22 protein-coding genes are annotated in these 26,983 nt (G+C 48.9%); 19 read left to right on the top strand and 3 right to left on the bottom strand.

Features of this window, described 5'->3' with window-relative positions; all coding sequences use genetic code 11:
* Positions 1–15: 15 nt before the first annotated feature.
* Positions 16–1,365, top strand: a complete 1,350-nt coding sequence (locus Q4Q54_RS09060) for an outer membrane protein transport protein (RefSeq protein WP_311988255.1) — start codon at positions 16–18, stop codon at positions 1,363–1,365.
* 47 nt (positions 1,366–1,412) lie between these two features.
* On the opposite strand, the gene Q4Q54_RS09055 is transcribed toward Q4Q54_RS09060, so the two are convergent.
* Entirely contained in the window at positions 1,413–2,714 is a 1,302-nt protein-coding gene (locus Q4Q54_RS09055) for an FAD-dependent oxidoreductase (RefSeq protein WP_311988254.1), read from the bottom strand.
* A 315-nt stretch (positions 2,715–3,029) separates the two neighbouring features.
* Here Q4Q54_RS09055 and glpK point away from each other — a divergent pair, with 315 nt between their 5' ends.
* Positions 3,030–4,514: a glycerol kinase GlpK gene (glpK, locus tag Q4Q54_RS09050; RefSeq protein WP_311906418.1), complete on the top strand. Its 1,485-nt coding sequence runs from the start codon at positions 3,030–3,032 to the stop codon at positions 4,512–4,514.
* Positions 4,515–4,667: 153 nt separating this feature from the next.
* Here glpK and Q4Q54_RS09045 read toward each other — a convergent pair whose 3' ends face one another.
* Positions 4,668–4,997, bottom strand: coding sequence for a hypothetical protein (locus tag Q4Q54_RS09045; protein ID WP_006079884.1), 330 nt, complete (start codon positions 4,995–4,997; stop codon positions 4,668–4,670).
* 737 nt (positions 4,998–5,734) lie between these two features.
* Between Q4Q54_RS09045 and mraZ the strand changes: the two genes are divergently transcribed.
* The 15 genes from mraZ to lpxC all read left to right on the top strand — a co-directional run bounded on the left by mraZ (position 5,735) and on the right by lpxC (position 22,740).
* On the top strand, positions 5,735–6,193 hold the full coding sequence (gene mraZ / locus Q4Q54_RS09040; protein WP_006079885.1) for a division/cell wall cluster transcriptional repressor MraZ: 459 nt from the start codon (positions 5,735–5,737) through the stop codon (positions 6,191–6,193).
* Positions 6,194–6,224: 31 nt separating this feature from the next.
* Entirely contained in the window at positions 6,225–7,166 is a 942-nt protein-coding gene (gene rsmH / locus Q4Q54_RS09035; RefSeq protein ID WP_311988252.1) for a 16S rRNA (cytosine(1402)-N(4))-methyltransferase RsmH, read from the top strand.
* 10 nt (positions 7,167–7,176) lie between these two features.
* Positions 7,177–7,491, top strand: coding sequence for a cell division protein FtsL (gene ftsL / locus Q4Q54_RS09030; protein WP_220591820.1), 315 nt, complete (start codon positions 7,177–7,179; stop codon positions 7,489–7,491).
* A gap of 13 nt (positions 7,492–7,504) precedes the next feature.
* Positions 7,505–9,259, top strand: coding sequence for a penicillin-binding transpeptidase domain-containing protein (locus Q4Q54_RS09025; RefSeq protein WP_106648319.1), 1,755 nt, complete (start codon positions 7,505–7,507; stop codon positions 9,257–9,259).
* On the top strand, positions 9,256–10,755 hold the full coding sequence (gene murE / locus Q4Q54_RS09020) for a UDP-N-acetylmuramoyl-L-alanyl-D-glutamate--2,6-diaminopimelate ligase (protein WP_311988251.1): 1,500 nt from the start codon (positions 9,256–9,258) through the stop codon (positions 10,753–10,755). Before Q4Q54_RS09025 ends, murE begins: the two co-directional genes overlap by 4 nt.
* Positions 10,752–12,134 (top strand): UDP-N-acetylmuramoyl-tripeptide--D-alanyl-D-alanine ligase, encoded by a 1,383-nt coding sequence (gene murF / locus Q4Q54_RS09015; RefSeq protein ID WP_011982225.1) that lies wholly within the window; start codon positions 10,752–10,754, stop codon positions 12,132–12,134. Before murE ends, murF begins: the two co-directional genes overlap by 4 nt.
* A complete protein-coding gene (gene mraY, locus Q4Q54_RS09010) occupies positions 12,135–13,217 on the top strand; it encodes a phospho-N-acetylmuramoyl-pentapeptide-transferase (RefSeq protein WP_311988250.1) in 1,083 nt (360 codons plus the stop codon). It begins immediately after the preceding gene.
* 6 nt (positions 13,218–13,223) lie between these two features.
* Positions 13,224–14,543 carry a UDP-N-acetylmuramoyl-L-alanine--D-glutamate ligase gene (gene murD, locus Q4Q54_RS09005; RefSeq protein WP_311988249.1) on the top strand — a complete coding sequence of 440 codons (1,320 nt, stop codon included), beginning with the start codon at positions 13,224–13,226 and terminating at the stop codon, positions 14,541–14,543.
* Positions 14,533–15,744 (top strand): cell division protein FtsW, encoded by a 1,212-nt coding sequence (gene ftsW / locus Q4Q54_RS09000; protein ID WP_259511933.1) that lies wholly within the window; start codon positions 14,533–14,535, stop codon positions 15,742–15,744. The genes murD and ftsW overlap by 11 nt, the downstream gene beginning before the upstream one ends.
* On the top strand, positions 15,744–16,832 hold the full coding sequence (murG, locus tag Q4Q54_RS08995) for an undecaprenyldiphospho-muramoylpentapeptide beta-N-acetylglucosaminyltransferase (protein ID WP_006079894.1): 1,089 nt from the start codon (positions 15,744–15,746) through the stop codon (positions 16,830–16,832). The genes ftsW and murG overlap by 1 nt, the downstream gene beginning before the upstream one ends.
* 2 nt (positions 16,833–16,834) lie before the next feature.
* Complete coding sequence (murC, locus tag Q4Q54_RS08990) at positions 16,835–18,301, top strand: UDP-N-acetylmuramate--L-alanine ligase (RefSeq protein WP_311988248.1); 1,467 nt, start codon at positions 16,835–16,837, stop codon at positions 18,299–18,301.
* Positions 18,302–18,452: 151 nt separating this feature from the next.
* A complete protein-coding gene (locus tag Q4Q54_RS08985; protein ID WP_311988247.1) occupies positions 18,453–19,202 on the top strand; it encodes a cell division protein FtsQ/DivIB in 750 nt (249 codons plus the stop codon).
* Entirely contained in the window at positions 19,183–20,418 is a 1,236-nt protein-coding gene (ftsA, locus tag Q4Q54_RS08980; protein WP_006079897.1) for a cell division protein FtsA, read from the top strand. Before Q4Q54_RS08985 ends, ftsA begins: the two co-directional genes overlap by 20 nt.
* 33 nt (positions 20,419–20,451) lie before the next feature.
* Entirely contained in the window at positions 20,452–21,639 is a 1,188-nt protein-coding gene (gene ftsZ, locus Q4Q54_RS08975; RefSeq protein ID WP_006079898.1) for a cell division protein FtsZ, read from the top strand.
* 180 nt (positions 21,640–21,819) lie between these two features.
* A complete protein-coding gene (gene lpxC, locus Q4Q54_RS08970; protein WP_011845621.1) occupies positions 21,820–22,740 on the top strand; it encodes a UDP-3-O-acyl-N-acetylglucosamine deacetylase in 921 nt (306 codons plus the stop codon).
* Positions 22,741–22,752: 12 nt separating this feature from the next.
* Here the strand turns inward: lpxC and Q4Q54_RS08965 are convergent, their stop codons facing one another.
* Complete coding sequence (locus Q4Q54_RS08965) at positions 22,753–23,199, bottom strand: DciA family protein (RefSeq protein WP_311988246.1); 447 nt, start codon at positions 23,197–23,199, stop codon at positions 22,753–22,755.
* A gap of 27 nt (positions 23,200–23,226) precedes the next feature.
* On the opposite strand from Q4Q54_RS08965, the gene Q4Q54_RS08960 reads away from it, so the two are divergent.
* Positions 23,227–24,126: a M23 family metallopeptidase gene (locus Q4Q54_RS08960; protein ID WP_006079901.1), complete on the top strand. Its 900-nt coding sequence runs from the start codon at positions 23,227–23,229 to the stop codon at positions 24,124–24,126.
* Between the two features lie 60 nt (positions 24,127–24,186).
* On the top strand, positions 24,187–26,913 hold the full coding sequence (gene secA / locus Q4Q54_RS08955) for a preprotein translocase subunit SecA (RefSeq protein WP_261273716.1): 2,727 nt from the start codon (positions 24,187–24,189) through the stop codon (positions 26,911–26,913).
* Positions 26,914–26,983 lie beyond the last annotated feature (70 nt).

Here is a 26,983-nt window from a genome sequence, read left to right as displayed (position 1 = left end):
GATTAGAGAATGATAATGCAAAAACGTCTTCTGACTTTGGCTGTCACTGCAGCCTTGTTAAGTTCAACGACTCAACTCCATGCCGCAGGTTTTCAATTAGCCGAATATTCTGCCACAGGGTTAGGCCGCGCCTTTGCGGGTGAAGCCGCTATGGCGGATAACGCTTCGGCTCAAGGTCGAAATCCAGCCATGCTAACTTACCTTGAAGGTCGTCAGCTCTCTGCGGGTGGTATTTATGTGATGCCAAATGTCGATGTGACTGGTGATGTGAGCCTAAGCTCACCGTTACTTGGTCCAGATCCTGTCGTTATGAAAGGTGGCGATGCACTGGATGTGGCCGATGATGCGCTGGTACCTAACTTTTATTATTCAAATCAGCTAAATGATCAATGGACTTGGGGCCTAGCGGTAAACTCTAACTATGGCCTCGCCACTGAATTACCTGCGACCCACGCCGCGGCCATTTTTGGTAATAAGACTTCGGTTACCACAGTTGAGTTTAATCCAAACATCGCTTATCGCATCAATGACGCTGTCAGCGTCGGTGCTGGTGTACGTATTGTTTATGGTGAGGGCGAAATTGGTGCCTCATTACCCGGTTGGGTCGATGGTATCAAGCCTGCTCTGCCGGCTCCAGTGCAGGCTGTGTTGCCACCAGGTGGTACTGAGCTTAAGAGCATGAAGGGTGATGATATCGGTTACGGCTGGCAGTTAGGTGCAAGCTGGCAGATTAATCCCGCTCACCGTTTAGGTTTTGCGTATCACAGTGGCGTTAAATTAGAGCTAGATGGTCATGCTTCAGGTGTGATTTATACCGGCGGCCAAGATGTATCTATCGAAGGGTATTTACCACTTGAATTGCCTGCTTTTGCAGAAATTGCTTCCCATCACCAATTGACCGATAACTGGGCCATGCACGCGAGTGTGAACTGGACCGATTGGAGTGTATTCGATCAACTGGTGGCGTATTTCCCTGGCGAGGTTAAACCTAAGGGCGGTTTAGAGTCTGATTTAGTTAAAGAAGAACACTTCGAAGATAACTGGCGCTTCGCGCTGGGAACCACTTACCAAGTCAATAATGCTTGGTTAGTGCGTGCCGGTGTGGCGCTAGATAAAACGGCGGCGCAGGACGAGTGGCGCACAACCACAATTCCAGACTCTGACCGTCTGTGGTTCTCTGTGGGCGCCGGTTATCAGGCAACTAAGAATCTGAACCTTGATTTTGCTGTAACCTATATCAAAGCAACAGGCGATGCGCCCATCAACGAGCAACAAAATCTATTGAATCTAGCGACGGTTAACTTTAACGGCGAAGCAAGCGGCGATGTGTGGCTTGCGGGTATCCAGATGAGCTATACGATGTAAGTTCTACGTAGTTTAATCAAGCCCTGAATCTTCAGGGCTTTTTTGTTTTATTCTTGAGGTGGTTTTGGATCTTCAGGCTCATGGGTTCGATGGATACCTAAACTGCCGAGCACATATTTTTCATAGATGGGCTCACTCGTTCCGTGGCGAACTTTGTAGAGGAAATATTTCTCAAAGGCAATTTTGGCGACATGTACCCATTTACCCATGGAGGTCCAGTTAGCATTGCGCGGTGGATTTTGGGGTAAAGCGACAAATGCGGCGCCTTTGTCGCCCATATCGGCCAGACAAATCGCATTGAGTGTGGGTTTAGTGTTGGGAGACTCGCCTTTTAAGCTGGCGAGAATATTATCCACAATTGCAGTGGTCATGGATTCGATCATAAAGCCAGTCTTAGGTACACCAATAGGAACGGGAGTTTTTTCCAGTGGCGGCAGCGCCACACAGACACCTGCGGCGTAGATCTCGGGATAGCGTGGTGAGCGTTGATAGCTATCGGTCAACACAAAGCCCTTTTCATTACAGAGTTCGGGTACGGCTGCAATCGCCGCGCTGCCCTTGAAAGAGGGCAGAAACATGGCGAGCGAGAAAGGTAGCTCATGTTGAAACTCGACTTCGCCTTTTCTATCTAGCTCATCCACATAGGCCATGCCTGGCTCGAAGTGAGTGGTTTTTGCATTGCAAATCCATTTGATACTTCGCTCTCTAAATTCATGTTCCATTAAGGACTTAGAATCACCAACACCACCTAATCCCATATGGCCAACATAGGGTTCGCTGGTGACAAAAGTGATGGGAACATGCTGGCGAATTTTATGTTTTCTCAATAAGTGTTCGAGCGATAACACATATTCGTAGGCGGGCCCGAAGCAACTGGCTCCTTGTAATGCGCCAACCACGACGGGGCCGGGTGAGGCGAGTAGTTGCTGAAAACACGCGTAGGCTTTTTCCGCATGATCTAACGTACAGATAGATTGAGTGAAACCTTCGGGACCCGCACCAGGCACATTCTCGAAGGCGAGTTTGGGGCCTGAGCAGATCACAAGATAGTCATAGTGGTCGGTGCTGCCGTTGCCTAGAGTGAGCTGACGCTTAATAGGATCGATATGGGTAACGCCTTCACCCGAGTAACTGATCTTGCGCTTATTCAAGTAAGCGCCTATCGGTAGGCTAATTTCATCACGTGTTCGCTCCCCTAAGGCAATCCAAGGATTGGATGGAACAAACTGAAAATAGTCTCCTTCACTGATCACTCCTACTTCGCAGTCGGCCGGAAGTCGTTGCTTAAGTTCAAATGCGGCGGAAACGCCACCCAGTCCTGCACCTATCACTATCACTCTTTTCATCATGCATTCCTTCAAACTGATTAAATCATCAATGCGTCGACCTCGGTGTTGGCATTTACTGAATTTCTATCAATTAGATTTTTCTAATTATATGTAAGCGTAGGTCGTCTTTAGTTGTTTGCAACTCTATTTGTATGCTTTCTATGATTTATTTGAATTAGCCCACGCTAGGGCAACGTCGCTGTTGGGCTGGTCATAGGGCGTTATTGCGAATATATTCAGTATCCACAATTATTTTTTAAGTCCGTAGTTGTGGTGATAGAGCCAAACTCGTGGGCATTCAGAGTGTTACTCGGAATAGAAATAGGATAGGAAAGCGTGCAGAAAAAATACGTGGTGGCCTTAGATCAAGGCACGACCAGCTCAAGGGCGATAGTGTTCGATCACGACGCAAACATTGTCAGCGTGTCTCAGCGGGAATTCACCCAGTTGTATCCGAATCCGGGTTGGGTCGAGCATGATCCCATGGAGATCTGGGCAAGCCAAAGTTCAGTATTAATTGAAGTGCTGGCGCGCGCGGGGATCCACAGCGATGAAGTGGCCGCGATTGGCATTACCAATCAGCGGGAAACTACAGTCATTTGGGAGAAAGCCACAGGTAAACCTATCTATAACGCGATTGTGTGGCAGTGCCGTCGCAGCTCTCAAATTTGTGAGCAACTCAAAGCCCAAGGGCTAGAAGAGTATGTGCGTGAAAACACGGGCCTATTACTCGACCCTTATTTTTCAGGCACTAAGATCAAGTGGATTCTAGATAATGTGCCCAATGCCCGTGCGCAAGCTGAACGCGGTGAGTTGTTGTTCGGCACTATCGATACTTGGCTAGTGTGGAAGTTAACCGAGGGCAAAGTGCATGTCACCGATCCCACCAATGCCGCCCGTACTCTGCTGTTTAATATCCATAGCCTGACTTGGGATAACAAGTTACTTGAAGCTTTAGACATTCCCTTGTCGATGTTGCCAGAAGTTAAGCCTTCCTGCAGCGTGTATGGCACTACGCGGATTGCCGGTGAAGGCAGTGAAATCCAAGTCGCGGGGATGGCGGGCGACCAACAAGCGGCGCTTTTTGGCCAGCTGTGTGTCGAGCCCGGCATGGCGAAGAATACCTATGGCACTGGTTGTTTTTTATTGATGAATACCGGGACCAAAGCGGTGCGCTCTAACCATGGGTTACTGACCACAGTTGCCGTGGGACCGAAGGGCGAAGTGAACTATGCCCTCGAAGGTTCAGTCTTCATGGGTGGCGCGACCATTCAATGGCTGCGCGATGAACTGGGGCTTATTCGTGACGCCAGTGATACTGAGTATTTTGCCTCTAAGGTTGCTGATACCAATGGCGTGTATTTAGTGCCCGCTTTTGTGGGACTCGGGGCACCCTATTGGGATCCCAATGCCCGTGGCGCACTATTTGGTTTAACCCGTGGCGCCAACCGTAATCATATTATTCGGGCGGCGTTAGAATCTATCGCTTACCAGAGTAAAGATTTACTCGATGCCATGACCAAAGACAGTGGCGTCAGCCTTAAGCGTTTAAAGGTGGATGGCGGCGCGGTCGCCAATGATTTTTTGATGCAGTTTCAAGCCGATATCACCGATGTCGAAGTACTAAGGCCGAGTGTTTGTGAGACAACGGCTTTGGGCGCGGCATTTTTAGCTGGCTTGGCGGTGGGCTTTTGGGAGAGTGTCATTGAGCTTGAACATAAAGCTTGTATCGATAAGCATTTTATCCCCAATATTGATGCCGAGACTCGGGGGCGGTTATACGCAGGTTGGCAAGATGCCGTCGCCAGAACTCGCGCCTAAGCTATTCGACTTAAGCTATTCAACTCAAGTCGTTGGACTTGAGGCATGCTTAAATTTGATATTGAGTTGGTTTGAAATATGACTCGATTGTGGTGAATAAAAAGGCGCTAATCCAATAGGATTGCGCCTTTTCCGTTTTATATTAAGACGGATTTATACTTCAACATCAATAATATGTTGGCTCGGTGGCTTTTTGATTTCCGCGGTATCGTCGGTCACTTCAAGCACGACACCTTCTTTTAATTCTTCAGGCTCATCCGATGCACGGCGTTTCTTATTCTTGTTGTTATCAGCATCTTTGCGTCTCTCCCTGACTTTCGCGTCGCGCCCTTCTAACGTTGGGGGTAACTGCGACTGCGGTGTTTCATGGCTATCGGGGGCATTTGCGGTTGCACTACTCACTTGGTCGACGACCCGTTTAGGGTGCAACACGGCTTTCACTGGCTGCGCCAGCATGGCATAAATGCTATCCAATCCACTCATAACGCCTCCTTGTTACTACAGCTCTTAACGTGTTATCGGCAGGAGTCGGTTAATATTTAGACTATACGCCGTTTAAGTGTTTAAGGCGAATGAGGGGCTTAGGTTTTGGTATGAGCAACAGATGTGAATTAAAGCAGTGCTCAGCAAGAAAGAAGCATAGTGGTTGAGAAGAAACAAGTAGTAGCGAGTTCGAAATCGAGGCAATTTTGTTGGATTTGCGTAGAGCTTTTGGTGGATTTTGGCTAGAAATTTTGAGCCTTCTCGCAATCGTGACATTAATATTCAACCATCTGCAAAAAGATGATCGTCTTTATTTCGGATAATTATTTAGATTTTCGTGCTAAATCCAACTCTTTTTTGACTGTCTAATAAGGTTGAATTTAAGTTTATTTTGTTACTTTTTTGGGCTTAAGGTTATTCCTCGACCCGTAAAATTCCACAAATACAGAATTAATCCCCCATTTTTTTCATCGCAAGCACCTGAAAGCAAAAGGTTGCTGAATATTTCGGCGCAATTTATTCCTGTAGTTTCTTCTGTTTAGTCGATCTCTCGTGGTCTTTCATGTCAAAAGTTTGTCGCTAGGTTAAGTGCTCAACATGCTGCTAACCCGCTTGCCGACTGGATTTATAAAAGGATCCCATCCCTTGACATTGCTTGTCGACTGTCCCTAAACTTAGCAGTTGTGGGAAATAGTGGATATTTGTGGATCAAAAATCACAGGAAAGGATGAATTAGCGTGTTTCGTGGAGCCAGTGCTATCAACTTAGATACAAAGGGACGGATCGCTATTCCAGTGCGATACCGCGAACCTTTGCAGCTTGAGCACCAAGGCCGCATCGTGATTACCGTCGACATCCAATCCGCCTGTTTACTCTTGTATCCAATCCATGAATGGGAATTGATCGAAGCTAAGTTGTTAACGCTTTCCGATACCGATAAAACCCAGCGATCGTTGAAACGTCTGTTACTTGGTTATGCCCACGAAGTGGAGCTCGACGGTAATGGGCGCATATTACTGCCGCCACCGCTAAGGCAATATGCCAATTTAGATAAGCGCATCATGCTGGTGGGGCAATTGAATAAATTTGAGCTGTGGGATGAGCAATCTTGGCTGCAGCAAATCGATGAGTGTCAGGAAACGATTCGAAGTGAGGAGCTTGCCAGTAACGAGCGCCTCGCGGATTTTTCACTTTAACGAGTCGTGATAACTAAATAAGAAGAGAGTAATGAGTCAAGAATTTGCCCATTTATCCGTACTGCTAGCAGAAACGGTTGGCGGTTTAAACATCAAAGACGATGGCATCTATATCGATGGCACGTTTGGCCGCGGTGGTCATTCAAGACAAGTATTACAACAACTCGGTGAACATGGTCGATTGATCGCCATCGACAGAGATCCCCAAGCGATTGAAGCGGCGAAACAATTTGCTGACGATCCTCGCTTTCAAATCGTGCATGGTGGTTTTGGCCAATTAGCCGATTACGTCGAAGAGCTTGGGCTAGTGGGCAAAATAGATGGCGTATTACTCGATTTAGGTGTGTCTTCGCCGCAACTTGACGATGCTGAACGCGGTTTTAGTTTTTTACGCGATGGTCCACTCGATATGCGGATGGATAACAGCCAAGGCCAAACGGCTGCGCAATGGTTGGCTCGTGCCGAAATTGAAGATATGGCTTGGATATTTAAAACTTACGGTGAAGAGAAAAATGCACGTCATATTGCCCGTTGTATCGCTGCCGATCGTGAGAAAACGCCGTTTTTACGTACCAAAGATTTAGCCGATTTAATTGCGCGTATCACTAAAAATAAAGAACGCAATAAGCATCCTGCGACTCGGGTGTTTCAAGCGATCCGCATTTATATCAATAGTGAATTAGATCAAATTGATCAGGCACTTGAAGGAGCCGTCAATGTGCTGGCCCCCCAAGGGCGCTTGTCGGTCATCAGTTTCCATTCTTTAGAAGATCGCATTGTGAAGCGCTTTATTCGCCGCCATAGCCAAGGCGAGAGTGTGCCGCACGGTCTTCCGATCACTGAAGATCAGATTAACAAGTCGCGTAAGCTTCGCGCAGTTGGTAAGGCGATTATGCCTTCCGACGAAGAAATCGAACGCAATGCCAGAGCTCGTAGCTCAGTGTTACGCATTGCCGAGCGTTTAGATTACTAAGGGGCGTATTGTGAGTAAGCCCTCGATCAACCTGCCACGTATTGTCTTACACGATTTATGGCAGCACAAATGGATCTTGTTATTAGCGCTGCTCGTGCTCTGTAATGCGGTCGCGGTTGTTTATGGCAGCCATGTTAGTCGCCAGCTCACAACCCAGTGGGATCAGTTGCTACAAGAGCGAGATAGATTAGATATTGAGTGGCGCAATTTATTATTAGAGGAGCAATCGCAGACTGAGCACAGTCGTATTACGCGCATTGCTTCTAAGGAACTCAACATGAGTCGTCCGTTACCCAGCGAAGAAGTTGTGGTAAAGGTGCCGTGATTATAGGGAAGATATGACTAGGCAAGCGAAAATCAAACGGGTAAGCAAACCGCAGAAACCACAACTAATCCATTGGCGTTTATACGTAGTGGTGGGGTTTGTGTGTACGCTATTTTGCAGCCTAGTGGGACGCGCAGCCTACATTCAAATTATTGAGCCTGACAAATTACGCCATGAAAGCGATATGCGTACCTTACGGACCACGAGCCGTGAGGTGCAGCGAGGTTTGATCACAGATCGCAATGGCGACATGTTGGCCGTTAGTGTGCCAGTACGTGCTGTTTGGGCTGACCCTAAACAAGTCAATGATAACAATGGTTTTGCGGATATGCGTCGCTGGCAAGCGTTAGCTGATGTATTGCATGAACCTGTAGAAGATTTATTAGACCGGGTACGCGGTAATCCCACCAAACGCTTTACCTACTTGAAACGCCAAATTACCCCAGCGGTCGCGGACTACATCACTCAGCTGAAATTACCCGGTGTTTTCCTTAAGTCGGAATCCCGTCGTTATTACCCTGGCGGTGAAATCACAGCTCAGTTAATCGGCATCACTAACATTGATGATGTTGGGATTGAAGGCGTAGAAAATGCTTACAATAGCTGGCTAACGGGGACGCCTTCAAAACAGAAAGTGCGTAAATCCCGCGATGGTCATGTGGTTGAGCGCCTCGATATCATCCAAGAAGGCGAAAGCCCGAATGATCTCGTGCTCAGTATAGATCAACGGATTCAGCAGTTAGCATACCGCGAGCTGAAACGCACCACAGAGATGAACCAAGCGACCTCTGGTTCCATCGTCGTACTCGATATCCACACGGGTGAAGTGTTGGCTATGGTGAATACGCCATCGTACAACCCCAATGCGCGCGACAATCTGCAAACCTTCAGAATGCGTAACCGCGCCATGACTGATACCTTCGAGCCAGGTTCGACCATTAAGCCCTTTGTTGTGGCTGCCGCGCTTGAAGCTGGTACAGTTAAATCGACCGATATTATTGCCACTTCACCGGGTTGGATGCGTTTAGGCGGCCGCCAAGTGCGCGACCCCGCCAACTATGGCGACATGAGTTTGGCGCGTATTCTGGCGAAATCCAGTAACGTCGGCATCAGTAAATTGGCCTTGTCTATTCCGGTGCAGCAGTTACTCGGCACCTATCAATCTATGGGGCTTGGGAGCTTCTCAGGGATCAACCTTACGGGTGAAAGCGCGGGTGTGATCCAAGACCGTCACCGTTGGTCTGACTTTGAGCGCGCCACTTTGTCCTTCGGTTACGGTTTAACCGCAACCACACTGCAACTTGCACGCATGTACGCCACCTTAGGCAATGGCGGCACCTTATTTCCCGTCTCAATTATGAAACTGAAAAAGCCACCGGTCGGTGAGCGAGTCATTTCTGAAGATGTGGCACACGATGTGATGCAAATGCTGGTTGGCGTGACAGAAAAAGGCGGCACGGGCACCTTAGCGCATATCGACGGTTATCCAGTTGCGGGCAAGTCTGGTACAAGCCGTAAGGCGGTTGCTGGCGGTTATGGTGATGATTATGTTGCTTTATTTGCGGGTGTTGCCCCAGCGAATAATCCTAAGTTAGCGATAGTGGTCGTCGTAAACGAGCCTAAGGGCGATCTCTATTATGGTGGTTCAGTGGCGGGGCCGGCATTTGCCAAAGTCATGTCTGGCGCACTGCAAATGTTAAACGTTGAACCCATTACCGATAAAGAACAAGTGCAATTGGCGGGTATCGCCGCCGGGAGAGCAGAATGATGTTATTACGGGATCTGCTTGCGCCTTGGCTGCATTATGCCGGCGCGCAGTCCTTCAACGATTTGACCTTAGATAGCCGCGCAATACGTCGCGGCGATGTGTTTTTGGCGCTGCCAGGGCATAAGGTCGATGGCAGACAGTTTATTGAAAAAGCCTTAGATTTAGGTGCTGCAGCCGTATTAGTCCACACGGATGATGCCGATCAGCATGGCAAAGTGTTGCTCAGAGATAATGCCGAGCACGGCGTACAGATTTATGTTTTCCAGTTGAGCCGCCAAGTATCGGCAATTGCCGCCCAGCGTTATCCCTTAGCGCATCAGTCTGCGGCAACATCCCTTGGGGTGATTGGTATTACAGGCACTAATGGCAAAACCTCGACAAGCCAACTGATTGCCCAGCTGATAACGTCGCTCGGCCGCAAAGCCGCCGTGATGGGCACCCTTGGCAATGGCCTTTGGGGTGAGCTTGTCGATAGCGGTAACACCACAGCCGATGCTATTACCTTAATGCGTCAGTTGCATGACTTTGAAGCCCAAGGCGTGAGTGTCTGCGCTATGGAAGTGTCGAGCCACGGCTTAGTGCAAGGCCGAGTCGACGCTGTCCCCTTCGATGTTGCCGTATTCACCAATCTGACGCGGGATCACCTCGATTACCACGGCGATATGGAAAGCTATGCCGCCGCTAAGCAAAGCCTATTTCGTTTCAGCACCTTAGGTCACGGTTTATTAAATCTCGACGACGCGGTTGGTGCATCTTGGTTGACTGAACTTAAATCTGTGCCTGCGCAAATGTGGGGCTTTAGTATTGAAGGTCATCAAGCCGCGGCTTTTTATACTAAAAATGCCAAGTTTGACGATCAAGGTGTCAGTGCAACCTTAGTGTGGCCCGAGGGCGAGACTCAAATCCACTCACCACTTCTTGGTGCCTTTAATCTTTCTAATTTACTCGCGGCGCTCTCAGCCTTGTATCTGCAAGGTTTTGATATGAAAGCGTTAGCCGAGCAAGTGCAATACCTAATGCCTGTCGCAGGTCGTATGGAGCGTTTCACAACTGCGAATAACATTACCTTAGTGGTCGATTATGCCCATACGCCAGATGCGATTGAACAAGCGTTAAACGCGCTACGTCGCCATTGTGCCGGTGATTTATGGTGCGTATTTGGCTGTGGTGGCGACCGTGATAAGGGCAAGCGTCCTTTGATGGGCAAAGCTGCAGAGCAATATGCTGACCGCATTATGGTGACGAGCGACAATGCGCGTAGTGAAGACCCCGCGCAAATTATTACCGATATTATCCAAGGGCTAACCCACCCTCAGCAGGCATTGACTCAGGTTGACCGTATCGCAGCAATTAAAGAGGTTGTGGCATTGGCGAAACCTGGCGATGTGATCTTGCTTGCGGGCAAAGGCCACGAAACTTACCAAGAGGCGGCAGGTGTGCGTCATGACTATGATGAACGCGCCCTGGCACGCCAGTTATCGGAGCAATCAAGATGATCCCTCTTTCTCTCGAGACCCTAAGTCAACACTTAGGTACGTTTCGAGTCGGTGACGACGTCACCATCGAAGATTTAAGCAGTGATAGCCGCAAAATCGGCGCTGCAACCCTGTTTGTTGCCTTAAAGGGTGAGCGTTTTGATGGCCATGATTTTGCTGCAACCGCTATTGAGAACGGCGCCGCGGCGTTAATGGTCGAGCGCGAATTAGCCTTTGATATTCCGCAGCTGATTGTGCCCGATTGCCAAAAAGCCATGGGCGCGATAGGGGCTTATGTCCGTGACCAAATCAATCCGATTTGCGTGGCGTTAACAGGCTCAAACGGTAAGACCAGCGTGAAGGAAATGATCGCGACCATTCTGTCGGCAAAGCATCAAATCCTCTATACCGCTGGTAACTTCAACAATGAAATCGGTGTGCCGCTTACCTTGCTGCGTTTAACGCCAGCGGATGAGTTTGGGATATTCGAACTCGGCGCAAACCATAAAGGTGAAATTGATTACACCTCGGGACTCGTGCGTCCGAACGTGGCGCTGGTGAATAACGTCGGCAGTGCCCACTTAGAAGGATTTGGATCGCAAGCGGGGGTCGCGCAGGCTAAGTCGGAAATTTTTAATCATCTGCAGGCCGATGGCACCGCCATCATCAACGCCGATGATGCCTTCGCCGATTTTATGAGCGTTAAGGCAAGACCTTATAAGCAACTGAGTTTCTCCCAGCAAGATGGTGCTGCTAAACGTCATATCGATGTCATCGCTACAGGTCATAAGGCCAATGCCGATGGCTGCTATCGTTTTATGCTCAATTATTTAGGTGAATCTTGCCAAGTAGTCTTGCCACTGGCGGGCCGTCATCAGGTGAGTAATGCTCTCGCCGCTGCAAGTGTTTGTATTGCATTGGGATTAAGTTTGACAGAAATCGCAGAAGGCTTAAGCCAATTAACGCCAGTTAAAGGGCGCATGCAGCCGAGTCAATTGGGACGCGTTCGTCTAATCGACGATAGCTATAACGCGAATCCTGTGTCCGTTGGGGCGGCAATCGCTTGGTTAAAGGAAATTTCTGAAAATCGCTGTCTGGTACTGGGAGATTTAGGAGAATTAGGCGACAATGCGCCCCTTTTACACGCTGAACTAGGGCAACTGGCCAAGCAACAGGGGATAGATGCCTTGTTTTGCACTGGAACCTTAAGTCAGCATACGAGCCAAGCTTTCGGTGCGGAGCACTATGACAGTGTGGCGACGTTAGTAGAAAAACTCATAAAGCATATTAACCAGTTACCGGGACAGGTAACGGTTCTCGTTAAAGGTTCACGTAGCGCCGCCATGGAGCGGGTCGTGGATGGACTAACAGTAGCCTTCGGGCGTGGGGAGTTAGTGTAAATGCTGGTATATCTGGCCGAGTATTTAACCCGTTTTCATACCGGGTTTAACGTGTTTTCCTATGTGACGTTTCGAGCCATTTTAGGCTTATTGACCGCATTGGTTTTTAGCTTATGGTTTGGCCCTAAACTGATTGAACGTTTGCAATTACTGCAAATTGGTCAGGTCGTGCGTAACGATGGTCCAGAATCACATTTTAGTAAGCGTGGCACGCCGACTATGGGTGGCTTGCTGATATTGGCCGCTATCTTCATCAGTGTATTGCTGTGGGGCGATCTCGGTAGCCGCTATGTGTGGGTGATGTTGTTTGTGCTCGGCAGTTTCGGTCTGATCGGCTTTATCGACGATTACCGCAAAGTGGTGCGTAAAGACACTAAAGGTTTGATCGCGCGCTGGAAGTACATTCTGCAATCTTTGGCTGCGCTGCTCATTGCTTTTTTCCTATATGCCACAGCGGTAAATCCAGGTGAAACCCAGTTAGTGGTGCCTTTCTTTAAAGACATAATGCCGCAACTGGGCGCCGTATTTATCGTATTGGCGTACTTCACTATTGTGGGGTCGAGTAATGCGGTGAACTTAACCGACGGCCTCGACGGTTTGGCCATTATGCCGACGGTAATGGTCGCGGCGGCGTTTGCCTTGATTGCTTATTTATCGGGTCACGCGCAGTTTGCAAACTACTTACATATTCCGCATTTACCCGGTTCGGGTGAGCTTGTGATTGTCTGTACCGCCATTGTCGGTGCGGGTCTGGGCTTTTTGTGGTTCAACACTTACCCTGCGCAAGTCTTCATGGGCGATGTGGGTTCTCTGTCATTAGGTGCTGCACTGGGCACAATTGCAGTGCTCGTTCGCCAAGAAATTTTGTTAGTGATCATGGGCGGTGTGTTCGTGATGGAAACCCTGTCAGTCATTCTGCAGGTAGGTTCGTACAAGTTACGCGGCCAGCGTATTTTCCGCATGGCGCCGATACACCATCACTATGAGTTAAAAGGCTGGCCTGAACCTCGGGTGATAGTGCGTTTTTGGATTATCTCGATATTCCTCGTCTTACTTGGCTTAGCCACGTTGAAGTTAAGGTAATTGGTTATGCAAAATCAGTATTCACACATAGTGTTAGGTTTAGGGGCAACGGGGTTGTCCGTCGTGCGCTATTTGTGTGGAAAGGGCATTACGCCATTGGTGATGGACAGTCGTCGGCAGCCTCCGGGCGCCGAAACATTAGCGACGTCTTTTCCTGATGTGAAGCTGATTTCTGGCGGATTCGATTGCCGTTATCTCGTGCAAGCGACGCAGATCATTATCAGTCCCGGCATTGCCACTTATACCCCAGAGGTGCGTGCCGCTGTGGATATGGGCATCGAAGTGATTGGCGATGTGGAGCTATTTGCCCGTGAGATTGCTGACCGTAAACCTTGCGTTATCGGTATTACTGGCTCTAACGGTAAATCAACTGTCACTACGCTTGTGGGCGAAATGGCAAGGGAAGCGGGTATTGCCGTTGCCGTTGGTGGCAATATCGGTGTGCCTGCGCTGGATTTACTGCATGAAAATGCCGACTTATTTGTGCTTGAGTTGTCGAGCTTTCAATTGGAAACCACCCATAGCCTTAAGTGTGTGGTGGCGACCTGTTTGAATATCAGCGAAGACCACATGGACAGATACAGCGATATCGCTGCCTACCGCGAAGCTAAATTACGTTTATACAAACAAAGCCGCGCCGTGCTGTTTAATCGCGACGATAAACTGACCGTACCGCCAGAGCCAATGAACCAAAACAGTTTTGGTTTAGCTTCGCCAGAAGCGGACGAATGGGGCATCAGCGACAGCAAGATTTATCACGGCAGCAGCGAAATCATGCCGATCACAGAAGTCTCCCTGATTGGCAGTCATAACCATGCCAACCTACTCGCAGCAATGGCGCTTGTGGATGTTGTCGGTGTTGATAAGCAGGTTATGGCAAAAGTGGCGCGTAGCTTTACCGGCTTATCCCATCGCTGTGAAGTGGTTGGCATTAAGAATGGCGTGACCTATGTCAATGACTCGAAAGCAACGAACGTCGGTGCCACCGTTGCCGCGCTCGATGGTTTGAGTGATCACTTAGGCGATATTATTTTGATTGCTGGCGGCGACGGCAAAGGTGCTGATTTTAAACCTTTAGGTGTGGCGTTAGCGAAAGTAACACACCTCATTACCTTAGGTCGTGATGGCAAAAAGATTGCCGCGTTAAAAGACGGCGCGGTGAAGGTCGATACTATGGCGGCAGCGGTAACGAAAGCCGCTGAATTAGCGACCTCTGGCGATATCGTTTTATTGTCACCAGCCTGCGCCAGTTTAGATATGTACAGTAACTTTATGGCTCGAGGCGACGATTTTAGAAACCTTGTGGAGCAACTTAATGGCGAGTGATGTAAGACAACTTAGCCTATTTGGGCGTTTGCGTTCAGCAATGCCCAATTGGCAACGTGATACCGAAGTGCCGGGCGTGCAATTGTACGACCGTGCTTTGCTCACGGCTGTGTTGTCTTTGATTGGCTTTGGCTTTGTGATGGTGATGTCGGCCTCAATGCCCGAAGCGCAAACGCTCACGGGTAACCCGTTTTATTTTATGACTCGCCATGTGGGTTATTTAGTGGGTTGCTTAGCCATTGCGGCATTTGTATTAAGAGTTGAAATGCAAACTTGGCAGCGCTGGAGCCCCATGTTGCTATTGGTTGTGGGCTTGATGTTGCTGGCGGTTTTAGTGGTCGGTACTACGGTAAACGGCGCGACGCGTTGGTTATCGATAGGCCCAATACGCATCCAAGTGGCGGAAGTCGCTAAATTTGCCTTTGCCATCTACATGGCGGGCTATTTAGTGCGTCGTCATCAGGAAGTGCGCGAGAACGCTAAGGGTTTCTATAAACCGATTGCGGTATTTGCCATTTACGCTGTGCTGATTTTGATGCAGCCCGACTTAGGGACGGTTGTGGTGTTGTTCGTCGGTACCGTTGGTCTGCTGTTTTTGGCGGGAGCACGTTTGCTCGATTTCTTCGCCCTGATTTTTGCCGGCGTTTTGGCGTTTGTGGCTTTGGTGTTGTTAGAACCTTACCGTATGCGCCGGGTGACATCGTTTATGGATCCTTGGCAAGATCCCTTTGGTAGTGGTTACCAGTTGACGCAATCTTTGATGGCCTATGGCCGTGGCGATTGGTTTGGCCAAGGGCTGGGCAACAGTATTCAAAAATTAGAATATCTGCCTGAAGCGCACACTGACTTCATCTTCGCCGTGATCGGGGAAGAATTAGGTTTTATCGGCATTATCGCTGTGTTATCTGTGCTGCTGTTTGTGGCGCTGAGATCGATTCGTTTGGGCAATTTGTGCTTAGCCATGGATAAGCCATTCGAAGGTTATTTAGGTTACGCCATTGGTATTTGGGTATGTTTCCAGACTGTGGTTAATGTTGGCGCGAGTATCGGCATGTTACCGACCAAAGGACTGACATTGCCTTTTATCAGCTACGGCGGCAGTAGTTTATGGGTCATGACGGCGGCAGCCATGATGTTGCTACGCATTGATTACGAACGGCGCATGACATTAGTTCAGGCCGTGCAAGGGAGATTGAAGTGATGACCCCAGCAGGAAAACGAATTTTAGTCATGGCGGGTGGTACGGGAGGACATGTGTTCCCGGCGCTGGCAGTGGCTAAGTATCTAGCTCAACAGGGTTGGCAAGTGCGTTGGTTAGGCACGGCCGATCGTATGGAGGCGCGTTTAGTGCCCCAGTATGGATTTGATATTGATTTCATCGATATCAAAGGTGTGCGCGGCAATGGTTTGATACGTAAACTCGCGGCGCCCTTTAAAGTGGTGCGCTCAATATTGCAGGCTAAGGCCGTGATTGCTGAGTTTAAACCCGATGTCGTGCTTGGCATGGGTGGATTCGCCAGTGGCCCAGGTGGTGTGGCGGCAAGATTAGCCGGCATTCCATTGGTACTACATGAGCAAAATGCCATCCCAGGGATGACGAACAAGTTGTTGTCGCGGATTGCGACGCAAGTGTTATGTGCCTTTAAAAATACCTTTACCACAGTGAAGGCCAAGGTTGTTGGTAATCCGATTCGCCAAGAATTGATTGCCTTAGGCGCAGAACCAAAGCCAGAGGCTGATGAAGCCTTAAAAGTATTAGTTGTCGGTGGCAGCCTTGGCGCCAAAGTCTTTAATGATCTAATGCCTGAAGCGGTTGCGATTCTGAGTCAGCAGCAGTCTGTTACGGTTTGGCATCAAGTGGGTAAAGATAATCTTGCGGGCGTGAAGGCGGCTTATCAGCAACATGGGCAAGATGGCGGCGTGAATATCGCCGAGTTTATCGACGACATGGAAGCCGCTTATCGCTGGGCTGATGTGGTATTGTGCCGCGCCGGTGCGCTGACGGTGTCTGAGTTAGCGGCGGTGGGGCTACCGAGTATTCTGGTGCCTTATCCCCATGCGGTGGATGATCACCAAACCCGTAACGGCCAAGTATTGGTTGAGGCTGGCGCAGCTTTCCTATTGCCACAGGCCATCTTGGACGTGAATAAACTGGCGGGCAAATTACAACTGCTTGCCAATGACAGAACAGAATTAGCCCGTATGGGCCAAAGAGCGAGAGACGTTGCCGTACTGGATGCGACTGAACAAGTTGCCGCAGTGTGCATCAGCCTTGCTGAGAAAGGATAAGCATGACTAAGACAGAAAGATATGCACAACTGAGAAGCATGATCCCAGAAATGCGCCGTATTAAGCGTATTCACTTCGTCGGCATTGGCGGCGCGGGCATGGGCGGGATCGCCGAAGTGTTAGTGAACGAAGGCTATCAGGTGAGTGGTTCGGATATCGCGCAAAATGCCGTGACCGACAGATTGTGTTTGCTCGGTGCCAAGATCCAAATTGGTCATGCCGCCGAAAACGTGCAGCAAGTGGATGTGGTCGTGGTCTCCACGGCGATTAATCTGGAAAACCCAGAAATCCTTGCTGCTAAAGAATTACGTATTCCTATTGTGCGCCGCGCCGAAATGCTAGCCGAGTTGATGCGCTACCGTCATGGTGTGGCAATTGCGGGCACCCATGGTAAAACCACGACAACGAGCCTTATCGCCAGCGTGTACGGTCAAGCGGGGCGGGATCCAACCTTCGTGATTGGTGGCTTGCTCAATAGCGCCGGTACCAACGCCAGATTAGGCACCAGCCGTTACTTGATTGCCGAAGCCGATGAGAGTGATGCGAGCTTCCTGCATTTGCAGCCTATGGTCAGTGTGGTAACTAATATTGAAGCCGATCATATGGATACCTATGGCGGTGATTTCGAAAAATTGAAATCGACCTTCGTGGATTTCCTACATAACTTGCCGTTTTACGGTGTCGCAGTTGTGTGTATCGACGATGCTGTGGTGCGCGAAATCATGCCGCGGATTGGTCGTCAACTCGTGACCTATGGTTTTAGTGACGATGCGGACGTGCAAGCGCTGAATTTCAGTCAGCAAGGGCATCAGTGTCGTTTCACTGTGAGACGTAAAGGCAAAGCGGATCTCGATCTGGTGCTGAATTTACCGGGTCAACATAATGTGCTCAATGCGTTAGCTGCGATAGCGGTCGCGACCGAAGATGAAATCGACGATAGCGCCATTACTCTGGCGTTAGTGGAGTTCCAAGGTATAGGTCGTCGTTTCCAGCATTTGGGCAAGTTTGCTACGCCCAAGGGCGAAGTTATGTTAGTCGATGATTATGGCCATCACCCCAGTGAAGTTGCCGCGACCATTAAAGCAGCCCGTGCAGGTTGGCCAGACAAGCGTCTGGTTATGGCGTATCAGCCACACAGATACACCCGTACCCGTGATTTGTATGAAGATTTTGTGGAAGTGTTATCCCAAGTGGATTGTTTACTGTTGCTCGATGTTTATAGTGCGGGTGAAGCGCCGATCACTGGTGCCGATGGCCGAGCCTTATGTCGCTCAATTCGCCTGCGTGGCCAGTTAGATCCGATCTTTATCGCCAGTCCTGATCAGCTCGCAGAGGTATTGCCCGATGTATTGCAAGAGGGGGATTTATTACTCACCCAAGGTGCAGGTAATATTGGCGCCCTGTCACGATTGTTAGCGACGACAGAATTGGGCTTTGCCGTTGCGGAATTACCTGCGCAAGCAAGCTGATCTTTAGCGCTTGATCTGCGAGGAAAAGGAAATTTTGACCAAAGGATTTTGGTCTATATAATGGCCGGTTTTCTGTGGTTTTTAATGAGTGTCGTTAAAGGTGGAATGAAGCGTGTCTTGGAGTGATAAGAGGCGGCACTGGCGGGCAAGAATGTCACGGGTTAATTGGTATCTGTGGAGCGGGGCTGGCTTTTTATTCTTCATCGTGGCCAGTTTTGTATTTGGTGGATACCAACTACATAAATTTTTAAACGATGCCAGCACCTTGCCGATTGAGGCCGTTGCCATCAAAGGTGAGCGGGCTTACACCACAGATAAAGATATACAAGTGGCACTACAGGATTTAATGCAGCGGAGTTTTTTTAGTGCTGACATCACCTTAGTGCAACAGGCGTTAGAAGACTTACCTTGGGTGTATCGCGCGTCGGTAAGACGTGAGTGGCCAGCGAAACTCAGGGTATATTTGCAGGAGCAGCAACCAGCAGCCCATTGGAATGGTGACGCTTGGTTGAACGTGCATGGCGAAGTGTTTGAAGCGCCATCGCACCCAGAGCTGGAGCATTTACCGCAGTTATCAGGGCCAGACGATATGGGTCTTGAGGTGCTGACTGTGTATGCACAGATCAACTCACTGTTAAAGATTAATGGCTTTACCTTAGCCAGTTTGAATTTGACGCCGCGACATGCGTGGCACGCGACCTTAGGAAACGGCATCGTTTTAGATTTAGGTCGAGAAGATAAAATTGCACGGATACAGCGATTTATAACTGTTTATCCGGTTTTGGCGAAACAAGATAAATCCGTCGCCAGAGTAGATTTGCGCTACGACACAGGGTTGGCCGTAGGCTGGGGCGATGCACAAACAAGAGAGCCGATAATTAATGATCAAAAACCAAGATAGAAACCTTATCGTCGGATTGGATATAGGAACCTCTAAGGTCGCAGTGATCATAGGCGAAGTTCTGCCCGATGGCGAAATCAGCATAGTCGGCCTTGGCAACCATCCCTCAAGAGGTATGGATAAAGGTGGCGTTAACGATTTAGATTCGATAGTTCGCAGTGTGCAACGTGCGCTCGATCAAGCGGAATTAATGGCCGATTGCCAAGTGTCATCGGTTTACCTGAGCATCTCTGGTAAACACATCGCCTGCCAAAACGAAAACGGCATGGTCTCGATCAACGATGAAGAAGTGACACAGGAAGACGTTGATAACGTGATCCACACGGCTCGCTCGGTGAAGATCCCGACCGAACGTCGCATCTTGCATGTGCTGCCACAGGAATATGCGATCGACGTGCAAGACGGCATTCGCAGCCCAATCGGTATGTCTGGCATGCGTATGGAAGCCAAGGTACACATAGTGACCTGCGCCAATGATATGGCGAAGAACATCACTAAGAGCGTTGAGCGTTGTGGCCTTAAGGTCGACGACTTAGTGTTCTCTGGGATTGCCTCAGCCGATGCCGTGCTGACCTTCGATGAGAAAGACTTAGGTGTGTGTATCGTCGATATCGGCGGTGGCACCACAGATATTGCGGTATATACCAACGGCGCCTTGCGTCATTGTGCGGTTGTGCCTGTTGCGGGCAACCAAGTGACCAACGACATTGCGAAGATTTTCCGCACGCCGTCGTCACATGCTGAACAAATCAAAGTGCAATTCGCCTGTGCGCGCAGCTCTATGGTGAGCCGCGAAGACAGTATCGAAGTGCCATCGGTAGGTGGACGTCCATCACGTAGCATGTCACGTCACACGCTCGCCGAAGTGGTAGAACCAAGATACCAAGAGCTGTTTGAGTTAGTGCTCAAAGAGCTGAAAGATAGTGGATTAGAAGATCAAATCGCTGCAGGTATTGTGCTCACAGGTGGCACAGCGTCGATTCAAGGTGTGGTCGATATTGCGGAAGCGACGTTCGGCATGCCAGTTCGTGTAGCGTCACCGCTACCGATCAAAGGTTTATATGAATACGTGGACCAGTCTATTTACTCCACTGGAGTCGGACTGCTTCATTACGGTGCACGACGGGTGATCGAACGTCAGTTCGAACGTCCTGAGCGCCAAGGGGTAACTAGCGCTTGGAATCGGGTCCAAAGCTGGTTTAAGGGCGAATTTTAATTTTCATAACGCAGGCAACACGGAGATCAGACAATGTTTGAGATCATGGATACTCACTCAGACGACGCGGTGATTAAAGTCATCGGCGTTGGCGGCGGCGGCGGTAACGCTGTCGAACATATGGTCAAACACAACATTGAAGGTGTTGAGTTTATCGTTACCAATACAGATGCTCAGGCCCTGAGAAAATCAGGTGCAGGCTCAACGATTCAATTAGGACGTGATGTCACTAAAGGTCTCGGAGCAGGAGCAAACCCAGATGTGGGTCGTGCAGCAGCTGAAGAAGACCGCGAAAACATTCGCGCGGCGATCAAAGGCTCAGACATGATCTTTATCGCTGCCGGTATGGGCGGTGGTACAGGTACTGGTGCTGCACCAGTTGTCGCTCAAATCGCTCGCGAAGAAGGTATTCTGACCGTTGCGGTTGTGACTAAGCCTTTCCCATTCGAAGGGAAAAAGCGTATGGCTTATGCTGAGCAAGGTATTGCTGAGCTGGCTAAGCACGTGGATTCGTTAATCACGATTCCAAATGAAAAATTATTAAAAGTATTGGGCCGTGGCACTTCTTTACTCGATGCGTTCGCCGCAGCGAATAACGTGTTACTTGGCGCGGTACAAGGTATTGCCGAACTTATCACTCGTCCAGGTCTGATTAACGTCGACTTCGCCGACGTGAAGACTGTGATGTCTGAAATGGGTAATGCCATGATGGGCACAGGCGTCGCTCGCGGTGAAGACCGTGCTGAAGAAGCGGCTGAAGCTGCTGTTGCCAGCCCATTATTAGAAGACATCGACTTAGCCGGTGCGCGTGGTGTGTTAGTTAACATCACTGCGGGTATGGACATGAGTATCGAAGAATTCGAAACGGTTGGTAATCACGTTAAGGCTTATGCCTCTGACAACGCGACTGTGGTTGTGGGTGCTGTCATCGACCCAGAAATGAGTGATGAGCTGCGTGTAACGGTTGTTGCTACTGGTATTGGTGCTGAAAAGCGTCCAGATATTCAATTGGTGTCTAAGCCTGCGCCTCGTCCAGAGCCAGTAGTTGTGGAACCAAAAGTCGAAGCCTATGTCGAAGAAGCGGTACATGTGAACTACGCTGCGCCAAAAGGCAACGTATTGCCAGCGGCTCCACAGCCAGCTCCACAGCCTGCACCATCGACAAAGCATGAGTTGGATTATCTTGATATTCCAGCATTTTTGCGTAAGCAAGCTGACTAGCGATAGCGTTTGAGTCCAGCGTATATGTGAGGTGTTGTTCGTTTTGGGCAATACCACAGCATAGCTGCATTTGTGTGACATAATAAAGTTATGTTATTATGTTGAACCAGTGCGGCCAATTTGCCGACGCTGAGTGTACAAATATTAGGCTTTATAATTGGCATTTAAACGGGTAACTGAATGATATTTCAAAGAACTGTTCAGAAAATGGTGAAAACTACTGGTGTCGGATTGCATTCTGGCAACAAGGTCACTTTGAGCATAATGCCCGCGCCCGTTAATTCAGGGATCGTACTCGTGCGCACTGATTTGAGTCCTGCCGTCGCCATTCCAGCGAAGGCAGAGCAAGTTCGTGAAACCACTATGTGTACGGCACTTGTCAATGACGAAGGTATTCGTATCTCGACCATTGAGCATTTATTTGCAGCACTTGCGGGTTTAGGCATAGATAACGCCGTAATCGAAGTGGACGCGCCTGAAATTCCTATTATGGATGGCAGTGCGAGCCCATTCGTCTTCTTATTGCAGTCTGCGGGTATTAAAGAGCAGGCCGCACCTAAGAAGTACTTAAAGATTAAGCGCCCTGTGCGTGTTGAAGATGGCGACAAATGGGCCGAGCTAAAACCCTTTAAAGGTTTTAGAGTCAATTTTAAAATTGACTTCGCACACCCAGAGATCGCTCGTAGCCAGCAGCACGTGGTGATGGACTTTTCAACGTCTGCTTTCGTGAAAGATATCAGCCGCGCCCGTACTTTTGGGTTTATGCGTGATATCGAATATCTGCGAGCCAACAACCTAGCGTTGGGCGGCAGCATGGAAAACGCAGTTGTACTTGATGAATATCGCGTCCTTAATCCCGACGGCCTGCGTTATGAGGACGAATTTGTTAAGCACAAAATTCTAGATGCGTTTGGTGATTTATATGTGGCTGGACACGCTATTTTAGGTGAGTTTACTGCGTATAAAACCGGTCATGCGTTGAACAATCAATTGGTGCGTGCTTTACTCGCGCAACAGGATGCGTGGGAGTTGGTTAGCTTTGAAAAAGAAGCCGATGTTCCCGTTAGCTTTACCGTGCCAGGTGGCGCTGTATTTGCTTAAAAAGCGGTGAGATTATTTATTACGGCTGGCCAATGAGGCCAGCCGTTTTAGTTTTTCGCCCAGTGAACCGCCAATATTTTCCGCTAATGCCGCAATATGCTCCGCTGCCGCAGGGCTTAATTCTTTGTGTCCCTGTTTAGGCTTTGCGTCATACATTGCTAATCTCGGGTTGACTTTAACTTCAATTGCGGTAAGGATTGGGAGCGTTTCTGCTTGAAGCTGCGCTAGTAGCTTCGGCTTTTGGAAATTAATTCGTGCAGCCCAGGCCGCCGAAGTGGTTTCAACCACAAGAACACCCTGGCGGAAATTAGCGACTTTTAGCTGCTCCGCAACAGGACCTACGATAATCTGCTTCACATGATGATTCAGATACATAAGTAGTTCCGCTTTCTCAGCAAGGTCGGGTAATTTGCCCGATTGATGCAGTAATTGGCTGAGATCTTGAGGGGGCTTTTTCATAAGATAATAAGATGGCTGAATTAGGCTATGAGTGTAACAGTATTTATTCAAGGTCGGAATGGCGTCACACGCTGGCAGCCCAGTAAACGCTGGTTGCTACTTCCAATACTATTGTTGGCCACTGGGTCCGGTATTTATCAACACAACTCAGCTCGATTTCAAGATCAGCAAGCCAGTGTCGATAACGATCGTCTCGTGCGCGAACAACAAAAGAAACAAGTCTTAGAGCTAAAAAGTGCTACCGAGTCTCAACTGGCTATGCTAGTGACTCATGTTGCACGTATGCAAGCCAAGATCACCCGTCTCGAAGCCTTAGGTCAACAGGTCGCCCAGCAGAACAAATTGGATGAAGATTTCGATTTCTCATCCGAAGTTGGTGTGGGTGGTTTGAGCGAATTAGGCACTAACATCGAGCTCGGACAGCTTATCGACGATATGGATAAGTTGGCATCACGAATTGACAATAATAATGTTCAGCTTTCACTACTTGAAACAGTGTCATCTAACCACCATATAGATGATGAACGTTATATATCAGGGATCCCACTCGATAAAGGTTGGTTATCGTCGCCCTACGGATTACGTAATGACCCTTTCAACGGTCGCAGGACTGTGCATAAGGGGATTGATTTTACCGGCCGAGAAGGGGCCAAAGTTGTTGCGACTGCTGCAGGCGTAGTAACTTGGGCTGGGAACATGTTCGGTTATGGCGAGTTGGTCGAAATAGACCATGGTAACGGTTTACATACGCGTTATGGCCATAATAAAGCTTTGTCAGTGACTGTAGGTGATGTGGTCGCAAAAGGCGATGCAATCGCCAGTATGGGAAGCACTGGGCGCTCAACTGGGGCTCATGTGCATTATGAAGTGTTGCGCGGCGGACAGCAGATAGATCCACAAAAGTTTGTCTACCGCAAAGCAAGTTAATTGAAACATTGGCTTCTAGTTTCCATCATGGACTTGGCCTACAGAGAATAAGTGATTCAGATGTTTGGTAAATTACTGACAAAAGTATTTGGTAGTCGCAACGACCGCACCCTTAAAGGGCTTCAAAAGATCGTTATTAGCATTAACGCACTAGAAGCTGATTATGAAAAATTAACCGATGAAGCATTAAAAGCGAAAACCGCTGAGTTCCGTGAGCGTTTAGCTGCCGGCGCTTCATTAGATAGCATCATGGCTGAAGCGTTTGCGACAGTACGTGAAGCGTCTAAGCGTGTATTTGACATGCGCCACTTCGACGTACAGTTACTCGGTGGTATGGTGCTCGACAGTAACCGTATTGCTGAGATGCGTACGGGTGAAGGTAAAACCTTAACGGCAACCTTGCCCGCTTACTTAAACGCATTGACGGGCAAAGGCGTTCACGTGATTACCGTGAACGATTACTTAGCACGTCGTGATGCCGAGAATAACCGTCCGCTGTTTGAGTTCCTTGGTTTAACCGTCGGCATCAACGTGGCAGGTCTCGGTCAGCAGGCAAAGAAAGATGCCTATAACGCCGATATCACTTACGGTACCAACAACGAGTTTGGTTTCGATTATTTGCGCGATAACATGGCGTTTTCGCCGCAAGAACGGGTACAACGTCCGTTGCATTACGCCCTAATCGATGAAGTGGATTCAATCTTAATCGACGAAGCGCGTACACCGCTGATTATCTCTGGTGCCGCTGAAGATAGCTCTGAGCTTTACATCAAGATCAACCTGCTTATCCCAAATCTTATCCGTCAGGATAAAGAAGACTCTGAAGAGTATGTGGGTGAAGGTGACTACAGCATCGATGAAAAAGCCAAACAAGTGCATTTCACCGAACGTGGTCAAGAAAAAGTAGAGAACCTGCTGATCGAGCGCGGCATGTTAGCCGAAGGTGACTCACTCTATTCTGCTGCAAATATTTCCCTGTTACATCATGTTAACGCGGCGCTCCGTGCGCACACGCTGTTTGAGCGTGATGTGGATTACATAGTACAAGACAATGAAGTCATCATAGTCGATGAACACACGGGTCGTACTATGCCGGGTCGTCGTTGGTCAGAAGGCTTACATCAAGCTGTCGAAGCCAAAGAAGGCGTGCATATTCAAAACGAAAACCAAACATTGGCTTCGATCACTTTCCAGAATTACTTCCGTCAATACGAGAAGCTGGCAGGTATGACAGGTACAGCCGACACTGAAGCGTTCGAATTCCAGCACATCTATGGATTAGACACAGTTGTTGTGCCGACTAACCGTCCAATGGTGCGTAAGGATATGGCGGATTTGGTTTACCTGACCGCCGATGAAAAATATCAAGCTATCATCAAAGACATTAAAGATTGCCGCGAACGTGGTCAGCCAGTGTTGGTGGGTACGGTCTCAATCGAACAGTCTGAACTGCTAGCGCGCTTAATGGTGCAGGAAAAAATCCCACATCAAGTTTTGAACGCGAAATTCCATGAAAAAGAAGCTGAAATCGTCGCCCAAGCAGGTCGTACTGGCGCTGTGACTATTGCCACTAACATGGCAGGTCGTGGTACCGATATCGTGCTTGGCGGTAACTGGAACATGGAAATCGATGCGCTCGATAATCCAACCGCTGATCAAAAAGCTAAGATCAAAGCCGACTGGCAAGTTCGTCATGATGAAGTCGTTGCCGCAGGTGGTTTACACATCCTAGGTACTGAACGTCACGAATCACGCCGTATCGACAACCAGTTACGTGGTCGTGCGGGTCGTCAAGGTGACGCGGGTTCATCACGCTTCTATCTGTCGATGGAAGATAGCTTAATGCGTATCTTCGCCTCGGATCGTGTCTCTGGCATGATGAAAAAGCTGGGCATGGAAGAAGGTGAAGCGATCGAACATCCATGGGTGTCTCGCGCAATTGAAAATGCTCAACGTAAAGTTGAAGCTCGTAACTTCGATATCCGTAAGCAATTACTCGAATTTGATGACGTAGCCAACGATCAACGCCAAGTGGTTTACGCCCAGCGCAACGAGTTGATGGATGCGGAAAGTATTGAAGATACTATCCAAAACATCCAAGACGATGTGATTGGCGCGGTAATCGATCAATATATTCCACCACAATCAGTAGAAGAGCTCTGGGATATCCCGGGTTTAGAGCAACGTCTACACCAAGAATTTATGCTCAAATTACCTATCCAAGAATGGTTAGATAAAGAAGACGATCTGCATGAAGAAAGTCTGCGTGAGCGTATTATTACTGCTTGGGGCGATGCGTATAAGGCGAAAGAGGAAATGGTTGGCGCGCAAGTGCTACGCCAGTTCGAGAAAGCCGTTATGCTGCAAACACTCGATGGTCTGTGGAAAGAACACTTAGCGGCGATGGACCATCTGCGTCAAGGTATCCACTTACGTGGTTACGCGCAGAAAAATCCAAAGCAAGAATATAAGCGTGAGTCGTTTGAGTTATTCCAACAACTGCTGAACACCTTGAAACACGACGTCATCAGTGTGCTGTCGAAAGTACAAGTTCAAGCTCAGTCGGATGTGGAAGAAATGGAAGCGCGTCGTCGTGAAGAAGATGCCAAGATCCAGCGCGACTATCAACACGCAGCGGCAGAGTCGCTTGTTGGCGGTGGTGATGAGCATGAAGCTGTCACTGCGCAAGCACCGATGATCCGTGATGGTGAGAAAGTGGGTCGTAACGATCCTTGTCCTTGTGGCTCAGGTCGCAAGTACAAACAATGTCACGGCAAGTTAAGTTAATCTGCTGACAGATTAAGCCTACTGAATAAGTAGAATAGAACGCACACTAAAGGCAACTTATCTAAGTTGC

Source organism: Shewanella sp. SP2S2-4, assembly GCF_031932025.1.
GTDB lineage: Bacteria > Pseudomonadota > Gammaproteobacteria > Enterobacterales > Shewanellaceae > Shewanella > Shewanella baltica.
Note: the sequence above shows the minus strand (reverse complement) of the source record. Positions and strands in the feature narration are given on the sequence as shown.